This window comes from Paenibacillus radicis (ex Gao et al. 2016) (assembly GCF_014641555.1).
Classification (GTDB): Bacteria; Bacillota; Bacilli; order Paenibacillales; family Paenibacillaceae; genus Pristimantibacillus; species Pristimantibacillus radicis.
On sequence record NZ_BMHY01000024.1, the window covers coordinates 6,754 to 25,031 of the forward strand.

Sequence of the window (18,278 nt, forward strand, 5' to 3'; positions counted from 1 at the left end):
GCAATTGAGCAGCTTTCGCTTCCTCGACAGCAAGCGTAATCGGAATACTCCATACCGTACCGTCAGCTAGACGCATACGATCCACTACCGAATGATAATCCGCTTCGTTCAAAAAGCCAGTAAGCGGCGAAAATGCGCCTACACCGATCAGATCCAGATCGAATACTGTCCACGTATTGATTACGATGCTTTGCAGACCTTCCGATTCTTTCAGTAGCTGTTCACGCAGCGAACCTTCAGCCACACGGTTAACGAGTACGCCGCCATGAGGTGATATTTGAGTCATTTCGGTTAATGCCTCCTAAGTTGAGATCATGATTAAGATTTCAACGGTTATTTATGCAAGCCGCATTCCGTTTTTTCTTGACCTGACCAGCGTCCTGCGCGAGGATCTTCGCCTGGCATAACCTGACGCGTGCAATACTCGCAGCCGATACTCGGGTAGTAGTTGTCATGCAGCGGGTTGTAAATAACGTCATTCTCACGGATGTAGTTCCATACATCCTCCGTAGTCCAGCCTGCGATCGGGTTGAACTTAATGAGACCAAACTTTGTATCATATTCTACTTTCTTAGCGTTGGCGCGGGTCGGCGCCTGATCGCGGCGAATACCTGTAATCCACGCATCATATTTCGTCAGGATGTTTGTAAGGGGCTGAACTTTCCGAATGTTGCAGCATTGATTCGCATCGGTTTTCCACAGCTCTGGGCCAAATTGCTCCACTTGCTCTTCCGGCGTAATTTCCGGCTGCACCCGAACAAACGGAATGCCTGGGTAGCGCTCCACCATACGGTCACGCGTCTCGTAAGTTTCTTTGAAGTGGAAATCGGTGTCCAAATAGAAAATGTCGGTTGTCGGGCTTATTTTTTGCAGCATGTCGACGAGAACAACGTCTTCTGCGCCAAAGCTGCACGCAAAGGTAATGTTAGGGAATGCTTCTACTGCATACGCCAAAATTTCTTCCGCAGTCGCATTTTCAAGCTCTACCGCTTTTTGCTGCACTAATGCTTCTTTTTCGAATAAGTTCATATTGGCCCCTCCATGGTTTAAATCCTAGTAAATTCGTATGTTATTAATTAAATTATACTTGCTCCTGAGTAAATGTTCAAGAAGTTTTGTTCAAAATGAAATAAAGTACCTGTAAAGGGATCGCGTTCGTAATAATCGCTCTCCTTAGCATACAAAAAACGCCTATCCGGGATCCAGATGGCGTCAGCATTAATATCATCAATCACCTTATACAACAAAAAAACCTCTGGCCCATAAGGCCAGAGGTTTGATTTTCCTTTGAACAAGGAATTAACGTTTCGAGAATTGTGGCGCGCGACGAGCCGCTTTAAGACCGTATTTTTTACGTTCTTTCATACGTGGGTCACGAGTCAGGAATCCTGCACGTTTCAGAGCTGGACGCAGTTCAGCGTCAACTTTCAGAAGTGCGCGGGAAATGCCATGACGGATAGCGCCTGCTTGACCGGACATACCGCCACCGTTTGCAATTACGAGCACGTCGTATTTTGCAAGCGTGTCAGTCAGTACGAGCGGTTGCTTAACGATAAGCTTCAGCGTTTCCAGACCAAAATATTCGTTCAGATCGCGTTTATTAACAATGATTCGTCCTTCACCCGGCACAAGACGTACACGTGCGACAGAGTGTTTACGACGACCCGTTCCATAGTATTGCACTTGAGCCATGAAACTGTCCTCCCCTTATTAGCCGCGAAGTTCGTAAACTTCTGGATTTTGTGCTTGATGCGGATGCTCCGAACCAGCGTATGCTTTAAGTCTAAGCTTCATTGCGTTACCTTGACGTGTTTTTGGCAACATGCCGTGAACAGCCAGTTCGATTACGCGGTCAGCTTTTTTAGCGATCATTTCGTGAGCAGGCGTTACTTTAAGGCCGCCTGAGTATCCGGAATGACGGTAGTAGTTTTTGTTTTGCATTTTCTTACCAGTCAAAACAATTTTGTCAGCGTTAACTACGACTACGAAGTCGCCTGTGTCAACGTGAGGCGTAAATTGCGGTTTGTGCTTGCCGCGGATCAGGCTGGCAGCTTCAGAAGCAAGACGACCGAGCGTTTTGCCTTCCGCATCGATGATGTACCATTTACGCTCAACTTCATTTGGCTTAGCCATATAGGTGGTACGCATGGATGATCCTCCTTGATTCGTTTACAGTAAAGTTTTAATTTTTATAAACAACGTTTCACGTTTGTTATTAATCTAATGTTGCTCGCCAAGTTTGTGAATTCTCAGTCGGGGCTGTGGGATAGCCACTAAGAAAGCACAAGTTATATTCTACTATACAAAGTAGCCTAAAGCAAGCAGTTTTACGCGATTTTTCTTCAAGCTTCAGCTGGGTATTCCACGTTCATAAGCATGAGACCATGGGACATTGCAGTTGGACCCGCCAAAGCTCTGCTTCGCCCTTCTAAGATGCGTTTCATGTCTGCAGGCTGCCGCTTTCCTTGGCCGACTTGAAGCAAAGTACCCATGATGACCCGAACCATATTGTACAGAAAACCGTTGCCGGTAATGTACATATGGAGCATCGAGCCCTGCTTCTCGAAATACGCGTCATAGACGATCCTTATATGATGCGGTTTCGTCGAATGAATGGATGTGAATGACGTAAAGTCATGCTCTCCAATCAAGTGCTTCAACCCTTCTTGCATCGCTTCCACTTGAAGGCGCATCGGATGATGAAACGCGTAGCGGCGTTCAAACACATTCGGAAACTTCCCCATATCGATCGTATACCGATACGTCTTCCGTTTGGCAGAGCGCCTGGAATGAAAGGACAGCGATACTTCATGCACTTCCAGGATGACAATATCCTTAGGAAGCCTCGTATTCAGCGCAATAGCCCAACGTTCTGCAGGAATCGTAGACTCCGTTAAAAAGTTGAACACCTGTCCTTGCGCATGTACACCGGCATCCGTTCTTCCCGAACCGAGAATGAGAATATCTTCTCCTGTCAGCACCTGAATCGCCTTTTCAATCTCCTGCTGTACGGTACGACCGTACGGCTGCGATTGAAAGCCGTTGAACTCCGTCCCTTCATAACTTACCGTCGCGCATAAATTCCTCATCTCGACACCTCTTCCCCCACAAGACCCTTGCTCCACTTCTTTCTTTATTCCCCCGCCGGGCAGCGAAGCGCAGTGAAAACCTTGAAGGGTATGGCATGTTGTAGAGTTTAAAATAAGCTTAGGTATGGAATGAAAGGTTTGGGCTGTAGAAGCCCAGCGTTCGCTTTTGTGAGTGGATTTCTACCGTTGTAACGGTGAATTCCAAGAAATCCGCGAGCAATGGCGATCGTAAGTCAAACCTTTCATGCAATACCGAATTGCTATATTTTAAAAATCTTCACGTATTGCCATACACCCATTCAATGCTTTCACGCAGCTTCACACGCACCGGCGAAGGGCAATAAAAAAAGGTGGCCGCAAGGGTCCACCCTTTATCTACCACAGCCCAAACAGCTGTACCGCCCTAAGGCGGCTTCAGCTAAATGTGCATGTGTTACGCGCGGTCAACCAGTTCCAAATACACCATTGGCGCAGAGTCGCCACGGCGGGGTCCCAGTTTCAGAATCCGCGTGTATCCGCCCGCACGTTCCGAGTAACGGGTGGCCAGCTCGGAGAATAATTTTTGGATTGCGTCTTGCTCTCCATCAATAGTCTCACGACGAACAAAAGCAGCTACTTGGCGACGAGCGTGCAAGTCACCTTTCTTTGCTTTCGTGATCAGCTTTTCAGCGATCGAACGAACTTCTTTCGCTTTCGCTTCCGTAGTTTGAATACGCTCATAAAGGAACAGGTCAGTAACGAGGTCACGGAACAAAGCTTTCCGCGCACTAGCGTCACGGCCCAATTTTTGATATGCCATCTTGATTTCCCCTCCCTTGCCTAAAGTCTGTACTAGATGTTCTTGCTACTCTTCCATGCGAAGGCCCAGACCCAGCTCTTCCAGCTTCTCTTGAACTTCCTCAAGCGACTTGCGGCCCAAGTTGCGAACCTTCATCATGTCCTCTTCGGATTTCGTAATCAGCTCTTGAACGGTGTTGATGCCAGCGCGTTTCAAGCAGTTGTAAGAACGTACGGAAAGATCCAGTTCCTCGATAGTCATCTCTAGAACTTTCTCTTTTTTGTCTTCTTCCTTCTCGACCATAATTTCTGCGTCTTTGGCTTCGTCAGTCAAACCAACGAAGAGATCCAAATGTTCCGTCAGAATTTTTGCGCCGAGGCTCACGGCCTCTTCCGGTCGAATACTGCCATCGGTCCATACTTCAAGTGTTAATTTGTCGTAGTTGGTTACTTGACCAACGCGAGTATTCTCAACGCTGTAATTTACACGCGTAATTGGCGTGTAAATCGAATCAACGGGAATAACCCCAATCGGTTGATCGTCCCTTTTGTTGCGGTCCGCTTGCACGTATCCGCGTCCCCGATTAGCGAAAATTCGCATATGGAGGCGCGCACCGGAGGCCAAGGTCGCGATGTGAAGATCAGGGTTCAAAATCTCGACATCGCTATCAGCTCGAATGTCGCCAGCCGTAACGATCCCATCGCCTTCAGCGTCGATTTCCAACACCTTTTCTTCATCAGAGTGGATTTTCAACGAGAGGCCTTTCAGGTTCAGAATGATTTCTGTAACGTCCTCAATCACTCCTGGAACCGTAGAGAACTCGTGAAGCACTCCGTCGATTTGAACGGATGTCACAGCTGCGCCCGGCAGCGACGACAGTAAAATTCGGCGAAGCGAATTTCCCAGCGTCGTCCCGTATCCGCGCTCCAGCGGCTCAACGATGAAACGTCCGTATGCTCCATCATCGCTCAAATCTACGGTCTCGATTTTCGGCTTTTCGATCTCAATCACTAATAGTACCCTCCTTCAAACGTCGCTCCGTTACCATACCGTTTCTTTAGTCAAATCTCGTAGTATGCCAAACCTTCACAACCATTATTCACAAGTTGCAGTTATTTGATACCACAGTGGATCAACTATACGCGACGACGTTTCGGCGGACGGCATCCGTTGTGAGGAACTGGCGTTACGTCTTTAATCAGGTTAACTTCGAGGCCAGCTGCTTGAAGCGAACGAATTGCTGCTTCGCGGCCTGCGCCAGGACCTTTAACCATTACCTCTACAGCTTTCATGCCATGCTCCATAGCTGCTTTAGCCGCGGATTCCGCTGCCATTTGCGCTGCAAACGGCGTGCTTTTACGGGAACCCTTAAAGCCCATGTTACCGGAGCTTGCCCACGAAATTGCGTTGCCGTGCGGGTCAGTGATCGTTACGATCGTGTTATTGAATGTCGAGCGGATGTGCGCTACGCCAGATTCAATATTTTTACGGTCACGACGTTTTGTACGAACGACTTTTTTAGGTTTTGCCATTGTCCTATTTCACCCCTTTATTATTTCTTCTTGTTAGCTACAGTCCGACGAGGACCTTTACGCGTACGCGCATTCGTTTTCGTGCGTTGACCGCGAACAGGCAAGCCGCGACGGTGACGAACACCACGGTAGCAACCGATCTCGATCAGGCGTTTAATGTTAAGCGAAATTTCACGACGCAGGTCGCCTTCTACTTTAACGGATTTGTCAATTGCTTCGCGCAATTTTGCCAGTTCATCTTCAGTCAGATCCCGAACGCGAGTGTCAGGGTTGACGCCAGAAGTGCTGATAAGTTTTTGCGAAGTTGTTTTGCCAATACCGAAAATGTATGTCAGGGCGATTTCGACGCGCTTGTCACGCGGCAAGTCTACACCAGCTATACGTGCCATAAGCCTTAGTCCCTCCTTTATCCTTGTTTTTGTTTGTGTTTCGGATTTTCACAAATCACCATAACGTTGCCTTTGCGACGAATGACTTTGCATTTTTCGCAGATCGGCTTTACCGAAGGTCTAACCTTCATTGTGATTACCTCCCGAATCCTTCGCAAGCATACCGCTGCCGGTCTACTTCCGATAGGTGATGCGCCCTCTGGATAAATCATAAGGCGATAACTGTATAACCACTTTGTCCCCAGTCAGAATTCGAATAAAATGCATTCTGAGCTTGCCGGAAACATGTGCGAGAATTTGATGACCGTTCTCCAGCTCCACCTTGAACATGGCATTCGGCAGCGGTTCAATTACCGTACCCTCGACCTCAATGACGTCTTCCTTTGCCACCGTCATTCTCCTTTCGCATGTGCGTACTTCTGAATCACATAACGTAACTTGGCATTGGTCACTCTGCCCGATTCAAGCAAGCTGTCTGTTACTTCGCTGCTTATAACGGGTTGCAACTCGAGATGCAGAACGTTCTTCTTCTTCGGCTGATCGAATCGCCGCTTATCACCGTCGACGATCATAACGAATCGCTCGTCTACAACAGTCAGGATGATCGCATAGCTGTTCTCATCTTTTCCCCGAAGCACCTTAACGATTTGTCCGACCTGCGGCTGTTTCTCCATATGGATTACCCCGATTTCGGCAGCATCGTCAAAATTTCAAAACCGTCCTCCGTTACGGCTACAGTATGCTCGTAATGAGCGCACCATGAACCGTCTTCCGTTACGACCGTCCAATTGTCTTCAAGCGTGCGTACATATCGTTCGCCGATGTTGACCATAGGTTCGATGCAAAGCACCATTCCCGGCTTTAGCTTCGGGCCGCGATCCGGTAAGCCGTAATTCGGTATCTGCGGTTCCTCATGGAGGTCCCTGCCGATCCCGTGTCCGACAAATTCGCGTACGACCGAGAAGCCGGCCGCTTCGACCACCTGTTGCACCGCATGCGATACGGTAAACAATCGAACATCCGGACGGATAATTGCAAGCGCCGCATAGAGCGACTGCTCCGTCACCTCGAGCAGCTTGGCAACTTCATCCGATACCTCTCCAACCTTGTAGGTCCAAGCGGAATCGCCATGAAAGCCATTGTACTGCGCGCCGATGTCTATGCTTATAATATCGCCTTCGTTCAACGTTCGGGTTCCCGGAAAGCCGTGCACCAGCTCGTCATTCACAGAAGCGCAAATGCTGGAAGGAAAACCATTGTAACCTTTAAAGGATGGAACGGCGCCTTTGCTGCGAATATACGCTTCAGCGATTTGGTCTAGCTCCAGTGTCGTAACCCCAGGCTTTACCGCCTCTTTCATTAACTGATGCGTCTCCGCTACAATGCGGCCGGCTTCCCTCATCACTTGCAGCTCCGAATCGGATTTGCAAATGATCATTACAATGAACCTCGTAAGAGAGTCACGATGTCGGTCGTAACCGCATCGATTTCTTTCTCACCGTCGACTTCGCGAAGAAGACTTTTACCGCTGTAATAGTCAAGAAGCGGAGCGGTTTTGGAAATATATTCGTCAAGCCGCGTGCCGACTTTCTCTTCCGTATCGTCCGACCGTTGATACAATTCGCCGCCGCATTTGTCGCAGACGCCTTCTTGCTTCGGCGGATTGAAAATCACATGGTAGGTCGAGCCGCATGCTTTGCAGATGCGTCTTCCCGTCAAACGAGCGAGCAGAAAGCCGCGGTCAACTTTTAAATTAATAACGTGGTCGATGCCCCGGTTCAATTCCGCGAGCATTACATCAAGCGCTTCGGCCTGCTGCAAGGTGCGTGGAAAGCCGTCAAGCAAAAACCCTTTGTTGCAATCGTCCAGTGCGAGACGTTCTTTTACAATCCCGTTCGTAATCTCATCGGGAACGAGCAGCCCTTGATCGACATACTCTTTCGCTTTGAGACCTAGCGGAGTCCCTTGTTTCATCGCAAGGCGGAATGCATCGCCAGTAGAGATATGCGGAATGCCAAACTCTTCTACGATACGCTCAGCTTGCGTTCCCTTGCCGGCTCCCGGAGGGCCCATGAATAAGATGTTCATTGACGTCTTCCTCGCTTTAAGCACAATAGGCTCATGCGGGTTCCGCAACATCGCATGCGACGAACACGGAATCCCGATCAGAACCTATTGTTATTTATTGATAAACCCTTTGTAATGGCGTTTGATCAACTGGCTCTCGATTTGCTTCATCGTGTCAAGCGCAACGCCGATAACAATCAGAAGCGAGGTGCCGCCGAGCTGCACCGTACGCGGCAATCCAGCAAGTGTTCCGAAGAGCACCGGAAGAATCGAAATAACCGCTAGGAAAATCGCACCGGTCAGTGTAATCCGTGACATTACGCGAGTCAGATAAGAGGAAGTTGGTTTACCCGGACGAATGCCTGGGATATAACCGCCGTTCTTCTTCATTTGATCCGCCATTTGTACCGGATTAATTTGAACGAAGGTATAGAAAAAGGTGAAACCGATGATTAACAATACGTACAACACCATGCCAAGCGGCGCGTCGTACATCATATTATTAATAATCCAGTTCGCTACCGAGTTCCCCGTAAAGAATTGGGCAATCGTGACCGGGAACATAAGGAGCGATACCGCGAAAATGACCGGAATAACGCCAGCGCCGTTCACTTTCATCGGAATGTGCGTCGACTGTCCACCGTACATTTTCCGACCAACTACGCGCTTAGCGTATTGAACCGGAATTTTACGAATGCCTTGCTGAACGAAGATAACGCCTACGATGATTGCGATGATCACGATAAGGATCAGAACCATCTTGCCAATGTTCAAGAACAATTGGCCGTCTGCGTTAATGAATTGATCTTGGTAGATCGTACGAATATGTCCTGGAATACCTGCTGCAATCGCCGCAAAGATCAGGATCGAAATACCGTTGCCGATACCACGTTCCGTAATCTGTTCGCCGAGCCACATCAGGAAGGACACACCCGCTGTCAATATGAGCGCGATGAGCAGGTAATCTACGAATGTAGCACCCGGGATCATTTGGCTGTTATATTGACGGTTGAAGCCAACAGCTGTTGCAAAACCTTGTACCAAACCAAGAATAACCGTGCCGTAACGCGTAATTTGTGCGAGCTTCTTCTTTCCGTTCTCGCCTTCCTTCGCCCATTCCGCAAACTTCGGAATAACATCCATCGATAACAGCTGAACGATAATCGACGCTGTGATATAAGGCGTTATGCCGATAGCAAAGATGGAAAACTGGAATAGCGCACCGCCGGAAAAAGTGTTCAGCAAACCAAACATATCTGCGCCAGCAGCGTCTACTTGTTTGAATACGTTTTTGTCAACACCTGGCACCGGAATGAAAGCACCGATGCGATATACGAGCAGAATGAAAAGGGTGAACAGGATCCGCTTGCGCAAATCCTCCACTTTCCAAATGTTGGACACGGTTTTGAACAATTAGATCACCTCGGTTTTACCGCCGGCAGCCTGGATCTTCTCTACCGCAGATTGAGAGAATTTACTTGCTTTTACAGTCAGTTGAACCTGGATTTCGCCATTACCCAAAATCTTAATACCGGCGAGTGGATTTTTAACAATCCCCTGCTCAAGAAGAACTTGTGGAGTAACTTCGGTACCTGCTGCAAAGCTGTTCAATTCTTCAATGTTGACTACGGCATATTCTTTGCGGAAACGGTTGTTGAAACCACGTTTCGGAAGACGACGGTACAATGGGTTTTGACCACCCTCGAAACCAGGGCGTACACCGCCGCCGGAACGAGCGTTTTGACCTTTGTGGCCTCTGCCTGCTGTTTTGCCGTTACCGGAGCCAATACCGCGGCCTTTGCGTTTGTTAACTTGCTTAGAGCCTGGTGCTGGTGCGAGTTCATGCAATTTCATCGTTCTTGCACCTCCTTATAGATTTCTGCTTGCATCTATTGCTACACTTCTTCGACTTTGATCAAATGGCTAACCGAGCTAACCATACCGCGAACGGCTGGGCTGTCATTCAGTACAACCGATTGACGAATCTTGCGAAGACCGAACGATTCGACGGTTGCGCGTTGTTTCTCGTTGCGGCCGATCAAACTGCGAACGAGGGTGATTTGCAATTTTGCCATCTTATTTCCCTCCTTAACCTAACAGCTCTTCGACAGTTTTACCGCGAAGCTTCGCTACGTCTTCCGCACGTTTCAGACGGGAAAGACCTTCAAGCGTTGCGTTTACCATGTTCATGGAGTTCGAAGAACCGAGGGATTTCGTCAAAATATCGCCTACACCAGCCAGTTCAAGTACTGCACGAACTGGACCGCCGGCGATAACACCAGTACCTTTGGATGCTGGTTTCAGAAGAACTTCACCAGCGCCGAAGTGTCCAAGCACAAGGTGAGGAATAGTTGTACCTACGAGTGGTACATGGATCAGGTTTTTCTTAGCATCTTCGATACCTTTGCGAATCGCATCTGGTACTTCGCCTGCTTTACCGATCCCTGCGCCGACATGACCTTGGCCGTCGCCGACAACTACGAGCGCGCTAAAGCTAAAACGGCGTCCGCCTTTTACTACTTTTGCTACGCGGTTGATATTAACCACTTTTTCAGTCAGTTCACCCAACGTATTCGGATCTATACGCAAGTCGTTTACCTCCTTTTAAGTAAATTCGACTAGAATTCCAGACCAGCTTCGCGAGCTGCGTTAGCAAGCGCCTGAATTCTGCCATGATACAAGTAGCCACCGCGGTCAAATACGATTGCAGTATGACCTTTCGCTTTTGCGCGTTGTGCTACCAATTCGCCAACTTTACGAGCAGCCTCTACGCTGCCTCCGTTGCCGATCGCTTCAGCCAGTTCTTTATCCAGCGTGGATGCCGATGCTATAGTTACGCCATTCACATCATCGATCAATTGAGCGTAGATGTGTTTGGAAGAACGAAACACCGAGAGACGTGGACGAGCAACCGTTCCAGTGATTTTTTTACGAACACGCAAGTGTCTTTTCAGACGAGCCTTGTTTTTATCGCCTTTCGTAATCATTCAAGGTTCACTCCTTTCATTCTGCCTTATACCGCTATTTTAAGCAGCCCATTCAGACTGCTTATTTCTTCTTACCAGCTTTACCTTCTTTGCGGATGATGCGTTCACCTTCATACTTGATACCTTTACCTTTGTAAGGCTCTGGCTCACGTACGGAGCGGATTTGAGCAGCAACAGCGCCTACGCGCTCTTTGTCGATACCGCGAACAGTGATCTTCGTGTTCACTGGCACTTCAAACTCAATTCCTTGCTCAGGAGTGATCTCCACAGGGTGGGAGTAACCAACGTTAAGAACGATCTTATCGCCAGTTTTGCTTGCACGGTAACCTACGCCTACGAGCTCCAAATTTTTCGAGAACCCTTCGGTAACGCCGCTCACCATGTTAGCGATAACGCTGCGAGTTGTTCCGTGCAGGGAACGATGCAATTTATTGTCAGAAGGACGTTCTACTACGATCTCGCTCTCCGCAACATTAATTTTCATGTCTTTATGGAGTTCGCGGGAAAGCGTACCTTTCGGTCCTTTAACGGTAATGAATGTGTTGTCCAAGTTGATGGATACGCCGTTAGGCACTTGGATCGGTTTACGACCAATACGGGACATTGTTACACCTCCAATCGTTGTGACTTGTTACTTACCAAACGTAGCAGACGACTTCGCCGCCAGCTTTGCTTTGACGAGCTTCTTTATCAGTGATGATCCCTTTGGACGTGGAAATAATAGCAATTCCCAGACCGCCCAAAACGCGAGGGACTTCAGTCGATTTTGTATAAACACGCAGACCTGGTTTCGAAATACGTTTCAAACCAGTGATAACGCGCTCTTGGTTAGGGCCGTATTTCAAGAAAATACGGATAATCCCTTGTTTGTTGTCTTCGATATATTCAGCATCGCGGATAAAGCCCTCGCGCTTCAGAATTTCAGCGATTTGCTTCTTAACTTTCGAAGCGGGCATTTCCACGGTTTCGTGACGAACAACATTCGCGTTGCGAATGCGCGTCAGCATATCTGCAATCGGATCAGACATAACCATTTGTGTTAACCTCCTTCCCGAACTAGGCTTATTACCAGCTTGCTTTTTTAACGCCAGGAATCTGGCCTTTGTATGCTAACTCGCGGAAACAAATCCGGCAAATTTTGAACTTTTGCAAAACAGAGTGCGGACGGCCACAACGTTCACAGCGCGTATATGCACGCACTTTAAATTTCGGTGTACGTTGTTGCTTCACTTTCATCGAAGTTTTTGCCACTGGGTATTACACCTCCTAAAAGTGGATTACTTCGCAAACGGCATGCCCAATTGGGTCAGCAGTTCACGAGATTCTTCGTCCGTTTTTGCCGTAGTGACGATAACGATGTCCATACCACGAACTTTATCGACCTTATCGTACTCGATCTCTGGGAAGATCAATTGCTCTTTCAAGCCAAGCGTATAGTTACCGCGTCCGTCGAATGCTTTCGTCGACACACCGCGGAAGTCACGAACGCGTGGGAGCGATATGTTGAACAGCTTGTCAAGGAAGTAGTACATGCGCTCACCGCGCAGCGTTACTTTAACCCCAATCGGCATGTCCTCACGAAGTTTAAAGCCGGCAATGGACTTCTTCGCGCGAGTAACAACAGGTTTTTGACCGGAAATGATGCGAAGCTCTTCGACAGCCACATCAAGCACTTTGGAGTTAGCAACTGCTTCGCCAACACCCATGTTGATTACGACTTTCTCGATTTTCGGCACTTGCATTACAGTCGTATAGTTGAACTTCTGCATTAGAGCAGGCGTAATGTCATTAAGAAAACGATCTTTCATTCTTGCAGCCATTTTCATGGACCTCCTTTCCTACGGTTAACGATTAGTCGATCACTTCGCCGGAGCGTTTAGCGATCCGGACTTTTTTGCCGTTTTCCAGCACTTTGTATCCGATACGAGTTACTTTACCGCTCTTCGGATCAATGTGCATTACGTTCGATACGTGAATCGGAGCTTCTTGCTCGATGATGCCGCCTTGCGGGTTAACCTGCGAAGGGCGAGTATGCTTCTTCACCATATTGACGCCTTCTACGAGTACGCGATTTTCACGCGGATACGCAGCGATTACACGGCCTTTTTTGCCTTTGTCCTTACCGGAAATGACGATGACCGTGTCGTCTTTTTTGACGTGCAATTTGTTGTTGTGCGATTCAAGAATTTTTTTCAGTCTTGGCATTGATTACACCTCCTGCTCACTTAAGCTTTCAGGCATTTATAGAACCCACACGATTGTGGGATCAGTCGATTAGATAACCTCTGGAGCAAGCGATACGATTTTCATGAAATCTTTATCGCGAAGCTCACGGGCAACTGGTCCAAAGATACGAGTGCCGCGAGGGCTCTTATCTTCTTTAACGATAACCGCTGCATTCTCGTCGAATGCGATGTAGGAACCGTCTTTACGACGAACCGCACGCTTCGTACGAACGATAACCGCTTTTACTACATCACCTTTTTTGACAACGCCGCCTGGTGTTGCTTGTTTGACGGAGCACACGATCAGATCGCCGATTGCACCGACACGGCGTCCAGTACCGCCAAGAACACGAATACACATCAGTTCTTTCGCACCAGAGTTATCAGCAACTCGCAAACGAGTAAATGGTTGAATCATTTTAACGTCCTCCTTCCGGGCAAATGCTCAATAACTTCATCACACATTAAAGGACAACGGCCACTTCAACAACTTCAATCAGTCTGAAGCGTTTGTCTTTCGAAAGCGGACGAGTCTCCATGATTTTCACGATGTCGCCAATTTTCGCTTGATTGTTCTCATCATGCGCCTTGAACTTTTTCGTGTACTTGATGCGTTTATGGTACAAATTATGTTTTTTGTAGGTTTCTACAGCCACCACAATTGTTTTATCCATTTTATCGCTTACGACTTTTCCGACTTGAACTTTGCGGGCATTGCGTTCGCTCATGTTCTTCCTCCTTCCTTACACCTTGGTATAATCAAGGTCAGCTTAGTTAGCTGCTATACCGAGTTCTCTTTCATGCAAAATGGTTTTAGCGCGAGCAATGTTCTTACGCACGTCACGAATACGTGTCGGGCTTTCCAGTTGGCCGGTAGCCAATTGGAAACGAAGGTTGAAGAGCTCTTCTTTAAAACCAGCGATTTTTACTTCTATCTCAGCAGAGGTAAGGTTGCGAAATTCACTAGCCTTCATTTGCTTCACCACCCACTTCTTCGCGTTTCACGAACTTCGTTTTGATCGGGAGTTTGTGGGACGCGAGGCGCATCGCTTCACGAGCGATTTCTTCGGAGACACCAGCCAGCTCAAACATGATTTTGCCAGGTTTGACGACTGCAACCCACTTCTCAACGTTACCTTTACCGCTACCCATACGAACCTCGAGAGGTTTTTGAGTGATCGGTTTATCAGGGAAAATCTTAATCCATACTTTACCGCCACGTTTGATGTAGCGAGTCATAGCAATACGAGCCGCTTCGATCTGACGGTTAGTGATCCATGAAGGCTCAAGTGCTTGAAGGCCGTATTCGCCGAAAGCTACTTCAGTGCCGCCTTTAGCGCGACCCTTCATGTGACCGCGTTGTTGTTTGCGGTGTTTGACACGTTTAGGTACCAACATGATTAGTTGCCTCCTTCCTGGGGAGCTTTCTTCTTAGCTGGAAGGACTTCGCCGCGATAGATCCATACTTTTACGCCGATACGGCCGTAAGTCGTATGCGCTTCAGCTGTGCCATAGTCAATATCAGCACGCAGCGTATGAAGCGGAACTGTTCCTTCGCTGTAGCCTTCCGAACGAGCAATTTCAGCACCGCCGAGACGACCGCTAACTGCGGTTTTGATCCCTTTAGCGCCTGCACGCATCGAACGTTGAATCGCTTGTTTCAAAGCACGACGGAATGAAACGCGACGCTCAAGTTGTTGCGCAATGCTTTCAGCTACAAGAATAGCGTCCAGATCTGCTTGTTTAATTTCGGAAATGTTAATGTGTACTTTTTTGCCTTTAGTGATCTTGCCAAGCTCCGTGCGCAGGTTTTCCACTTCGGAACCGCCTTTGCCGATAACCATACCCGGCTTAGCCGTTTGAATCGTCACGTTAACGCGGTTAGCCGCGCGCTCGATTTCGATGTGGGATACTGCCGCATCTTTCAGTTTGTTCTTGAGGTACTCACGAATTTTCACGTCTTCAAGAAGAAGATCGCCGAAGTCTTTGCCTGCGTACCATTTGGATTCCCAATCGCGGATAATCCCAACACGCAAACCGACCGGATTTACCTTTTGACCCACACGTTATCCCTCCTTATTTTTCAGATACCACCAAAGTGATGTGGCTGGTTCTTTTGTTGATCTTACTTGCACGTCCCATAGCACGTGGGCGGAAACGTTTCATTGTCGGACCTTGGTTCACGAATACTTGCGTGACAACCAGTTTGTTCACATCCAATTGGTAGTTGTGCTCAGCGTTAGCAATAGCAGAGTTCAGCAACTTCTCAACAATCGGGGAAGCAGATTTCGGCGTGTGACGCAAAATAGCGATCGCTTCGCCTACTTTTTTGCCGCGAATCAAATCGACAACTAGCTGTGCTTTACGAGGAGCAATACGTACGAAATTTACGTGCGCTTTAGCTTCTGGCATGGATGAACCTCCTCTCAACATTCATAAAAAATAGTGGGCAAATTAACGTCTGCCCGTTTTCTTATCGTCGTCATGGCCTTTGTACGTACGAGTTGGTGCAAATTCACCGAACTTGTGTCCTACCATGTCTTCTGTTACATAAACCGGCACGTGTTTACGGCCGTCATACACCGCAATTGTGTGTCCAATGAATTGCGGGAAAATTGTCGAGCGACGCGACCAAGTTTTAATCACGACTTTTTTGTTGCTTTCGTTCAGTTCCTCGACCTTTTTGAGCAGGTGGCCGTCAATAAACGGTCCTTTTTTCAAACTGCGACCCATTCGGAGTCCTCCCTTCGCGGAAACGTAGCTTGTATCAAGCGGTTATTACTTCGTACGACGACGAATAATATATTGGCTCGATGCTTTTTTCTTCTTACGCGTTTTGTAACCAAGCGTCGGTTTGCCCCAAGGAGACATCGGGGATTTACGACCGATTGGAGCACGGCCTTCACCACCACCGTGTGGGTGATCGTTCGGGTTCATTACTACGCCGCGGACTTCAGGACGTTTGCCCATCCAACGGGAACGACCAGCTTTACCGATTTTCACGAGTTCGTGATCTTCGTTGCCAACAGAACCGATTGTTGCACGGCAAGTGTTCAGAATACGACGTACTTCACCGGAAGTCAGACGAACGGAAACATAGTCGCCTTCTTTACCAAGAAGTTGAGCATCTGTACCAGCTGCGCGAACCAATTGGCCGCCTTTACCTGGTTTCAGCTCGATGTTGTGGATAACTGTACCGACAGGAATATTCACAAGCGGCAACGCGTTACCAATTTTGATATCTGAAGTAGGACCGGAAACGACCTTATCGCCAACTTTCAGACCTTTTGGTGCGATGATGTAAGCTTTCTCACCGTCAACATAGTGAATCAAAGCGATATTCGATGTACGGTTTGGATCGTATTCGATCGAAGCCACGTTGCCGATGATACCGTCTTTGTTACGTTTGAAATCGATGATCCGGTATTTACGTTTGTGTCCGCCGCCGTGGTGACGAACCGTAATTTTACCTTGGTTGTTGCGGCCAGCTTTTTTGAAAAGCGGAGCAAGCAACGATTTCTCCGGTGTGCTTGTTGTGATCTCTTCAAAAGTCGAGACGGACATGCCGCGACGGGCCGGGGAAGTCGGTTTATACTTTTTGATTGGCACTTGTATTCCCTCCTTTTCTATACAGACGTTTCAAAGAACTCAAGTTCTTTGCTGTCATCGCTCAGTTGAACGATTGCTTTTTTCCAGTCAGGTCTATAGCCACTGTGTTTACCATAGCGTTTAGGCTTGCCTGCAACGCGCATTGTGTTAACGCCAGTCACTTTCACTTTAAAGATTTGCTCAATAGCATCTTTAATTTCGGTTTTGTTAGCACGAAGATCGACTTCAAACACATAACGTTTGACAGCCATGTAATCGCTCGTGCGCTCCGTAATAACAGGGCGTTTGATAATATCGCGAGGATTTTTCATTACGCAAACACCTCCTGTACTTTCTCTACCGCTTCTTTCGTGATGATGAGCTTGTCATGTACCAAGACATCCAGAACATTAATGCCGTCAGCAGCGACGAATTTCACGCCTGGGATGTTACGTGCAGACAATGCTACGTTATCATCATAGCTAGGCAAAACAACAAGTGCTTTGCGGTCAGCTTTCAGGTTGTTAAGAATTGCTGCGAATTCCTTCGTTTTAGGTGCCGCGAGTGCCAATTGATCCAGAACGATAATTTCGTTCGCGATCACTTTGGAAGACAATGCGGATTTAATCGCCAGACGGCGAACCTTCTTAGGAAGCTTGAACCCGTAAGAGCGTGGAGTTGGTCCGAAAACCGTACCGCCGCCAACCCATTGCGGGGAGCGAATGCTGCCTTGACGTGCACGGCCCGTACCTTTTTGTTTCCAAGGCTTACGACCGCCGCCGCGTACTTCGGAGCGTCCTTTAGTTTTGTGCGTCCCAGCGCGCTCAGCAGCTTGCTGAAGGACAACAGCGCTATGCAGCACGTGTGCGTTAGGTTGAATTCCGAATACGCTATCGGAAAGCTCAACTTCGCCAACTTGTGCGCCACTCACGTTGTATACTGTTACTTTAGGCATTTCTTGTTCCTCCTTTCTTATAACAATTAGTTCTTAACTGTTTGTTTCACTTTAACGAATCCGTTTTTCGCTCCAGGAATGGATCCTTTAACGAGCAGTACGTTGCGTTCTGCATCTACACGGATAATTTCAAGCTTTTGAATCGTAACCGTTTCGCTGCCCATGTGACCTGGAAGGCGTTTGCCTTTCGGTACGCGGTTCGCTTGGATCGAACCCATGGAACCAGGACCACGGTGATAACGAGAGCCGTGAGCCATAGGACCCGTGCTTTGTCCCCAACGTTTAATAACGCCGGCGAAACCTTTACCTTTGGAAATACCCGTTACGTCAACAAATTCGCCCTCTGCGAACAAGTCAGCACCTACTGTTTGGCCAACCTCATATTCAGCAAGGTTAATTCCGCGAATTTCACGAACGTAGCGCTTAGGAGTCGTATTGGCTTTCTTCGCGTGGCCGATTTCCGGCTTGATCACTCTGGATTCTTTTTTATCGGAGAAACCGAGTTGAACAGCTTCATAGCCATCGTTCTCTTGATCTTTCTTTTGAAGAACAACGCAAGGACCTGCTTCGATAACTGTAACCGGAATTACGTTACCTTCAGCGGTAAACACTTGAGTCATTCCAAGTTTTTTCCCTAAGATACCTTTCATGTTGACACCTCGTTTCTT

34 protein-coding genes and 1 pseudogene are annotated in these 18,278 nt (G+C 48.0%); all 35 read right to left on the reverse strand.

Annotated elements, in window-relative coordinates:
- A pseudogene (sat, locus tag IEX98_RS29325) lies at positions 1–286 on the reverse strand (sulfate adenylyltransferase); the annotation flags it as partial.
- 47 nt (positions 287–333) lie between these two features.
- Positions 334–1,029, reverse strand: a complete 696-nt coding sequence (locus tag IEX98_RS28235; RefSeq protein WP_188893029.1) for a phosphoadenylyl-sulfate reductase — start codon at positions 1,027–1,029, stop codon at positions 334–336.
- A 270-nt stretch (positions 1,030–1,299) separates the two neighbouring features.
- A complete protein-coding gene (rpsI, locus tag IEX98_RS28240; protein WP_042171387.1) occupies positions 1,300–1,692 on the reverse strand; it encodes a 30S ribosomal protein S9 in 393 nt (130 codons plus the stop codon).
- 18 nt (positions 1,693–1,710) lie between these two features.
- Positions 1,711–2,148 (reverse strand): 50S ribosomal protein L13, encoded by a 438-nt coding sequence (rplM, locus tag IEX98_RS28245; protein ID WP_042171388.1) that lies wholly within the window; start codon positions 2,146–2,148, stop codon positions 1,711–1,713.
- A 194-nt stretch (positions 2,149–2,342) separates the two neighbouring features.
- Positions 2,343–3,089, reverse strand: a complete 747-nt coding sequence (gene truA, locus IEX98_RS28250; RefSeq protein WP_188893030.1) for a tRNA pseudouridine(38-40) synthase TruA — start codon at positions 3,087–3,089, stop codon at positions 2,343–2,345.
- Positions 3,090–3,522: 433 nt separating this feature from the next.
- Positions 3,523–3,888, reverse strand: a complete 366-nt coding sequence (gene rplQ, locus IEX98_RS28255) for a 50S ribosomal protein L17 (RefSeq protein ID WP_042171395.1) — start codon at positions 3,886–3,888, stop codon at positions 3,523–3,525.
- A 45-nt stretch (positions 3,889–3,933) separates the two neighbouring features.
- Positions 3,934–4,878 carry a DNA-directed RNA polymerase subunit alpha gene (locus IEX98_RS28260; protein WP_042171396.1) on the reverse strand — a complete coding sequence of 315 codons (945 nt, stop codon included), beginning with the start codon at positions 4,876–4,878 and terminating at the stop codon, positions 3,934–3,936.
- A 125-nt stretch (positions 4,879–5,003) separates the two neighbouring features.
- Positions 5,004–5,399, reverse strand: a complete 396-nt coding sequence (gene rpsK / locus IEX98_RS28265; protein WP_042171398.1) for a 30S ribosomal protein S11 — start codon at positions 5,397–5,399, stop codon at positions 5,004–5,006.
- A 20-nt stretch (positions 5,400–5,419) separates the two neighbouring features.
- Positions 5,420–5,788 (reverse strand): 30S ribosomal protein S13, encoded by a 369-nt coding sequence (rpsM, locus tag IEX98_RS28270; protein ID WP_188893031.1) that lies wholly within the window; start codon positions 5,786–5,788, stop codon positions 5,420–5,422.
- A 17-nt stretch (positions 5,789–5,805) separates the two neighbouring features.
- Positions 5,806–5,919: a 50S ribosomal protein L36 gene (rpmJ, locus tag IEX98_RS28275; protein ID WP_003333770.1), complete on the reverse strand. Its 114-nt coding sequence runs from the start codon at positions 5,917–5,919 to the stop codon at positions 5,806–5,808.
- Between the two features lie 43 nt (positions 5,920–5,962).
- Positions 5,963–6,178, reverse strand: coding sequence for a translation initiation factor IF-1 (gene infA / locus IEX98_RS28280; RefSeq protein ID WP_015847200.1), 216 nt, complete (start codon positions 6,176–6,178; stop codon positions 5,963–5,965).
- Between the two features lie 2 nt (positions 6,179–6,180).
- Positions 6,181–6,462 (reverse strand): KOW domain-containing RNA-binding protein, encoded by a 282-nt coding sequence (locus IEX98_RS28285; RefSeq protein WP_042171405.1) that lies wholly within the window; start codon positions 6,460–6,462, stop codon positions 6,181–6,183.
- A 5-nt stretch (positions 6,463–6,467) separates the two neighbouring features.
- Positions 6,468–7,226 (reverse strand): type I methionyl aminopeptidase, encoded by a 759-nt coding sequence (gene map / locus IEX98_RS28290; protein ID WP_188893032.1) that lies wholly within the window; start codon positions 7,224–7,226, stop codon positions 6,468–6,470.
- Positions 7,226–7,876 (reverse strand): adenylate kinase, encoded by a 651-nt coding sequence (locus tag IEX98_RS28295; protein WP_188893033.1) that lies wholly within the window; start codon positions 7,874–7,876, stop codon positions 7,226–7,228. The genes map and IEX98_RS28295 overlap by 1 nt, the downstream gene beginning before the upstream one ends.
- A gap of 90 nt (positions 7,877–7,966) precedes the next feature.
- Positions 7,967–9,268 (reverse strand): preprotein translocase subunit SecY, encoded by a 1,302-nt coding sequence (secY, locus tag IEX98_RS28300; protein ID WP_188893034.1) that lies wholly within the window; start codon positions 9,266–9,268, stop codon positions 7,967–7,969.
- Entirely contained in the window at positions 9,269–9,709 is a 441-nt protein-coding gene (gene rplO / locus IEX98_RS28305) for a 50S ribosomal protein L15 (protein ID WP_042171414.1), read from the reverse strand.
- Positions 9,710–9,750: 41 nt separating this feature from the next.
- Positions 9,751–9,930 (reverse strand): 50S ribosomal protein L30, encoded by a 180-nt coding sequence (rpmD, locus tag IEX98_RS28310; protein ID WP_042171416.1) that lies wholly within the window; start codon positions 9,928–9,930, stop codon positions 9,751–9,753.
- 13 nt (positions 9,931–9,943) lie between these two features.
- Positions 9,944–10,444: a 30S ribosomal protein S5 gene (rpsE, locus tag IEX98_RS28315; protein ID WP_188893035.1), complete on the reverse strand. Its 501-nt coding sequence runs from the start codon at positions 10,442–10,444 to the stop codon at positions 9,944–9,946.
- A gap of 29 nt (positions 10,445–10,473) precedes the next feature.
- Complete coding sequence (gene rplR, locus IEX98_RS28320; RefSeq protein WP_188893036.1) at positions 10,474–10,842, reverse strand: 50S ribosomal protein L18; 369 nt, start codon at positions 10,840–10,842, stop codon at positions 10,474–10,476.
- Positions 10,843–10,903: 61 nt separating this feature from the next.
- The gene (gene rplF, locus IEX98_RS28325) at positions 10,904–11,446 is read right to left on the reverse strand and encodes a 50S ribosomal protein L6 (RefSeq protein WP_188893037.1); all 543 of its coding nucleotides are present in this window, start codon (positions 11,444–11,446) and stop codon (positions 10,904–10,906) included.
- Positions 11,447–11,477: 31 nt separating this feature from the next.
- Positions 11,478–11,876: a 30S ribosomal protein S8 gene (gene rpsH, locus IEX98_RS28330; protein ID WP_042171424.1), complete on the reverse strand. Its 399-nt coding sequence runs from the start codon at positions 11,874–11,876 to the stop codon at positions 11,478–11,480.
- 31 nt (positions 11,877–11,907) lie between these two features.
- Complete coding sequence (locus IEX98_RS28335) at positions 11,908–12,093, reverse strand: type Z 30S ribosomal protein S14 (protein WP_013312154.1); 186 nt, start codon at positions 12,091–12,093, stop codon at positions 11,908–11,910.
- Between the two features lie 26 nt (positions 12,094–12,119).
- Complete coding sequence (rplE, locus tag IEX98_RS28340) at positions 12,120–12,662, reverse strand: 50S ribosomal protein L5 (protein ID WP_188893038.1); 543 nt, start codon at positions 12,660–12,662, stop codon at positions 12,120–12,122.
- A 31-nt stretch (positions 12,663–12,693) separates the two neighbouring features.
- Positions 12,694–13,047 (reverse strand): 50S ribosomal protein L24, encoded by a 354-nt coding sequence (gene rplX, locus IEX98_RS28345; protein ID WP_229692437.1) that lies wholly within the window; start codon positions 13,045–13,047, stop codon positions 12,694–12,696.
- A gap of 69 nt (positions 13,048–13,116) precedes the next feature.
- Positions 13,117–13,485: a 50S ribosomal protein L14 gene (rplN, locus tag IEX98_RS28350; RefSeq protein WP_015847214.1), complete on the reverse strand. Its 369-nt coding sequence runs from the start codon at positions 13,483–13,485 to the stop codon at positions 13,117–13,119.
- Between the two features lie 46 nt (positions 13,486–13,531).
- Positions 13,532–13,795 (reverse strand): 30S ribosomal protein S17, encoded by a 264-nt coding sequence (gene rpsQ, locus IEX98_RS28355; protein WP_188893039.1) that lies wholly within the window; start codon positions 13,793–13,795, stop codon positions 13,532–13,534.
- A 42-nt stretch (positions 13,796–13,837) separates the two neighbouring features.
- Complete coding sequence (gene rpmC / locus IEX98_RS28360; RefSeq protein WP_042171431.1) at positions 13,838–14,041, reverse strand: 50S ribosomal protein L29; 204 nt, start codon at positions 14,039–14,041, stop codon at positions 13,838–13,840.
- Positions 14,031–14,465 (reverse strand): 50S ribosomal protein L16, encoded by a 435-nt coding sequence (gene rplP, locus IEX98_RS28365; protein ID WP_042171432.1) that lies wholly within the window; start codon positions 14,463–14,465, stop codon positions 14,031–14,033. The genes rpmC and rplP overlap by 11 nt, the downstream gene beginning before the upstream one ends.
- A 2-nt stretch (positions 14,466–14,467) precedes the next feature.
- Entirely contained in the window at positions 14,468–15,130 is a 663-nt protein-coding gene (gene rpsC, locus IEX98_RS28370; RefSeq protein ID WP_042171434.1) for a 30S ribosomal protein S3, read from the reverse strand.
- 13 nt (positions 15,131–15,143) lie between these two features.
- Positions 15,144–15,479 carry a 50S ribosomal protein L22 gene (gene rplV / locus IEX98_RS28375; protein WP_188893040.1) on the reverse strand — a complete coding sequence of 112 codons (336 nt, stop codon included), beginning with the start codon at positions 15,477–15,479 and terminating at the stop codon, positions 15,144–15,146.
- Between the two features lie 42 nt (positions 15,480–15,521).
- Positions 15,522–15,800 carry a 30S ribosomal protein S19 gene (rpsS, locus tag IEX98_RS28380; protein ID WP_042171439.1) on the reverse strand — a complete coding sequence of 93 codons (279 nt, stop codon included), beginning with the start codon at positions 15,798–15,800 and terminating at the stop codon, positions 15,522–15,524.
- Positions 15,801–15,845: 45 nt separating this feature from the next.
- On the reverse strand, positions 15,846–16,676 hold the full coding sequence (rplB, locus tag IEX98_RS28385; protein ID WP_188893041.1) for a 50S ribosomal protein L2: 831 nt from the start codon (positions 16,674–16,676) through the stop codon (positions 15,846–15,848).
- Positions 16,677–16,693: 17 nt separating this feature from the next.
- Positions 16,694–16,987 carry a 50S ribosomal protein L23 gene (rplW, locus tag IEX98_RS28390; RefSeq protein ID WP_042171441.1) on the reverse strand — a complete coding sequence of 98 codons (294 nt, stop codon included), beginning with the start codon at positions 16,985–16,987 and terminating at the stop codon, positions 16,694–16,696.
- Positions 16,987–17,610, reverse strand: coding sequence for a 50S ribosomal protein L4 (rplD, locus tag IEX98_RS28395; RefSeq protein ID WP_042171443.1), 624 nt, complete (start codon positions 17,608–17,610; stop codon positions 16,987–16,989). Before rplD ends, rplW begins: the two co-directional genes overlap by 1 nt.
- A gap of 26 nt (positions 17,611–17,636) precedes the next feature.
- The gene (gene rplC, locus IEX98_RS28400) at positions 17,637–18,260 is read right to left on the reverse strand and encodes a 50S ribosomal protein L3 (protein WP_188893042.1); all 624 of its coding nucleotides are present in this window, start codon (positions 18,258–18,260) and stop codon (positions 17,637–17,639) included.
- Positions 18,261–18,278: the final 18 nt, after the last annotated feature.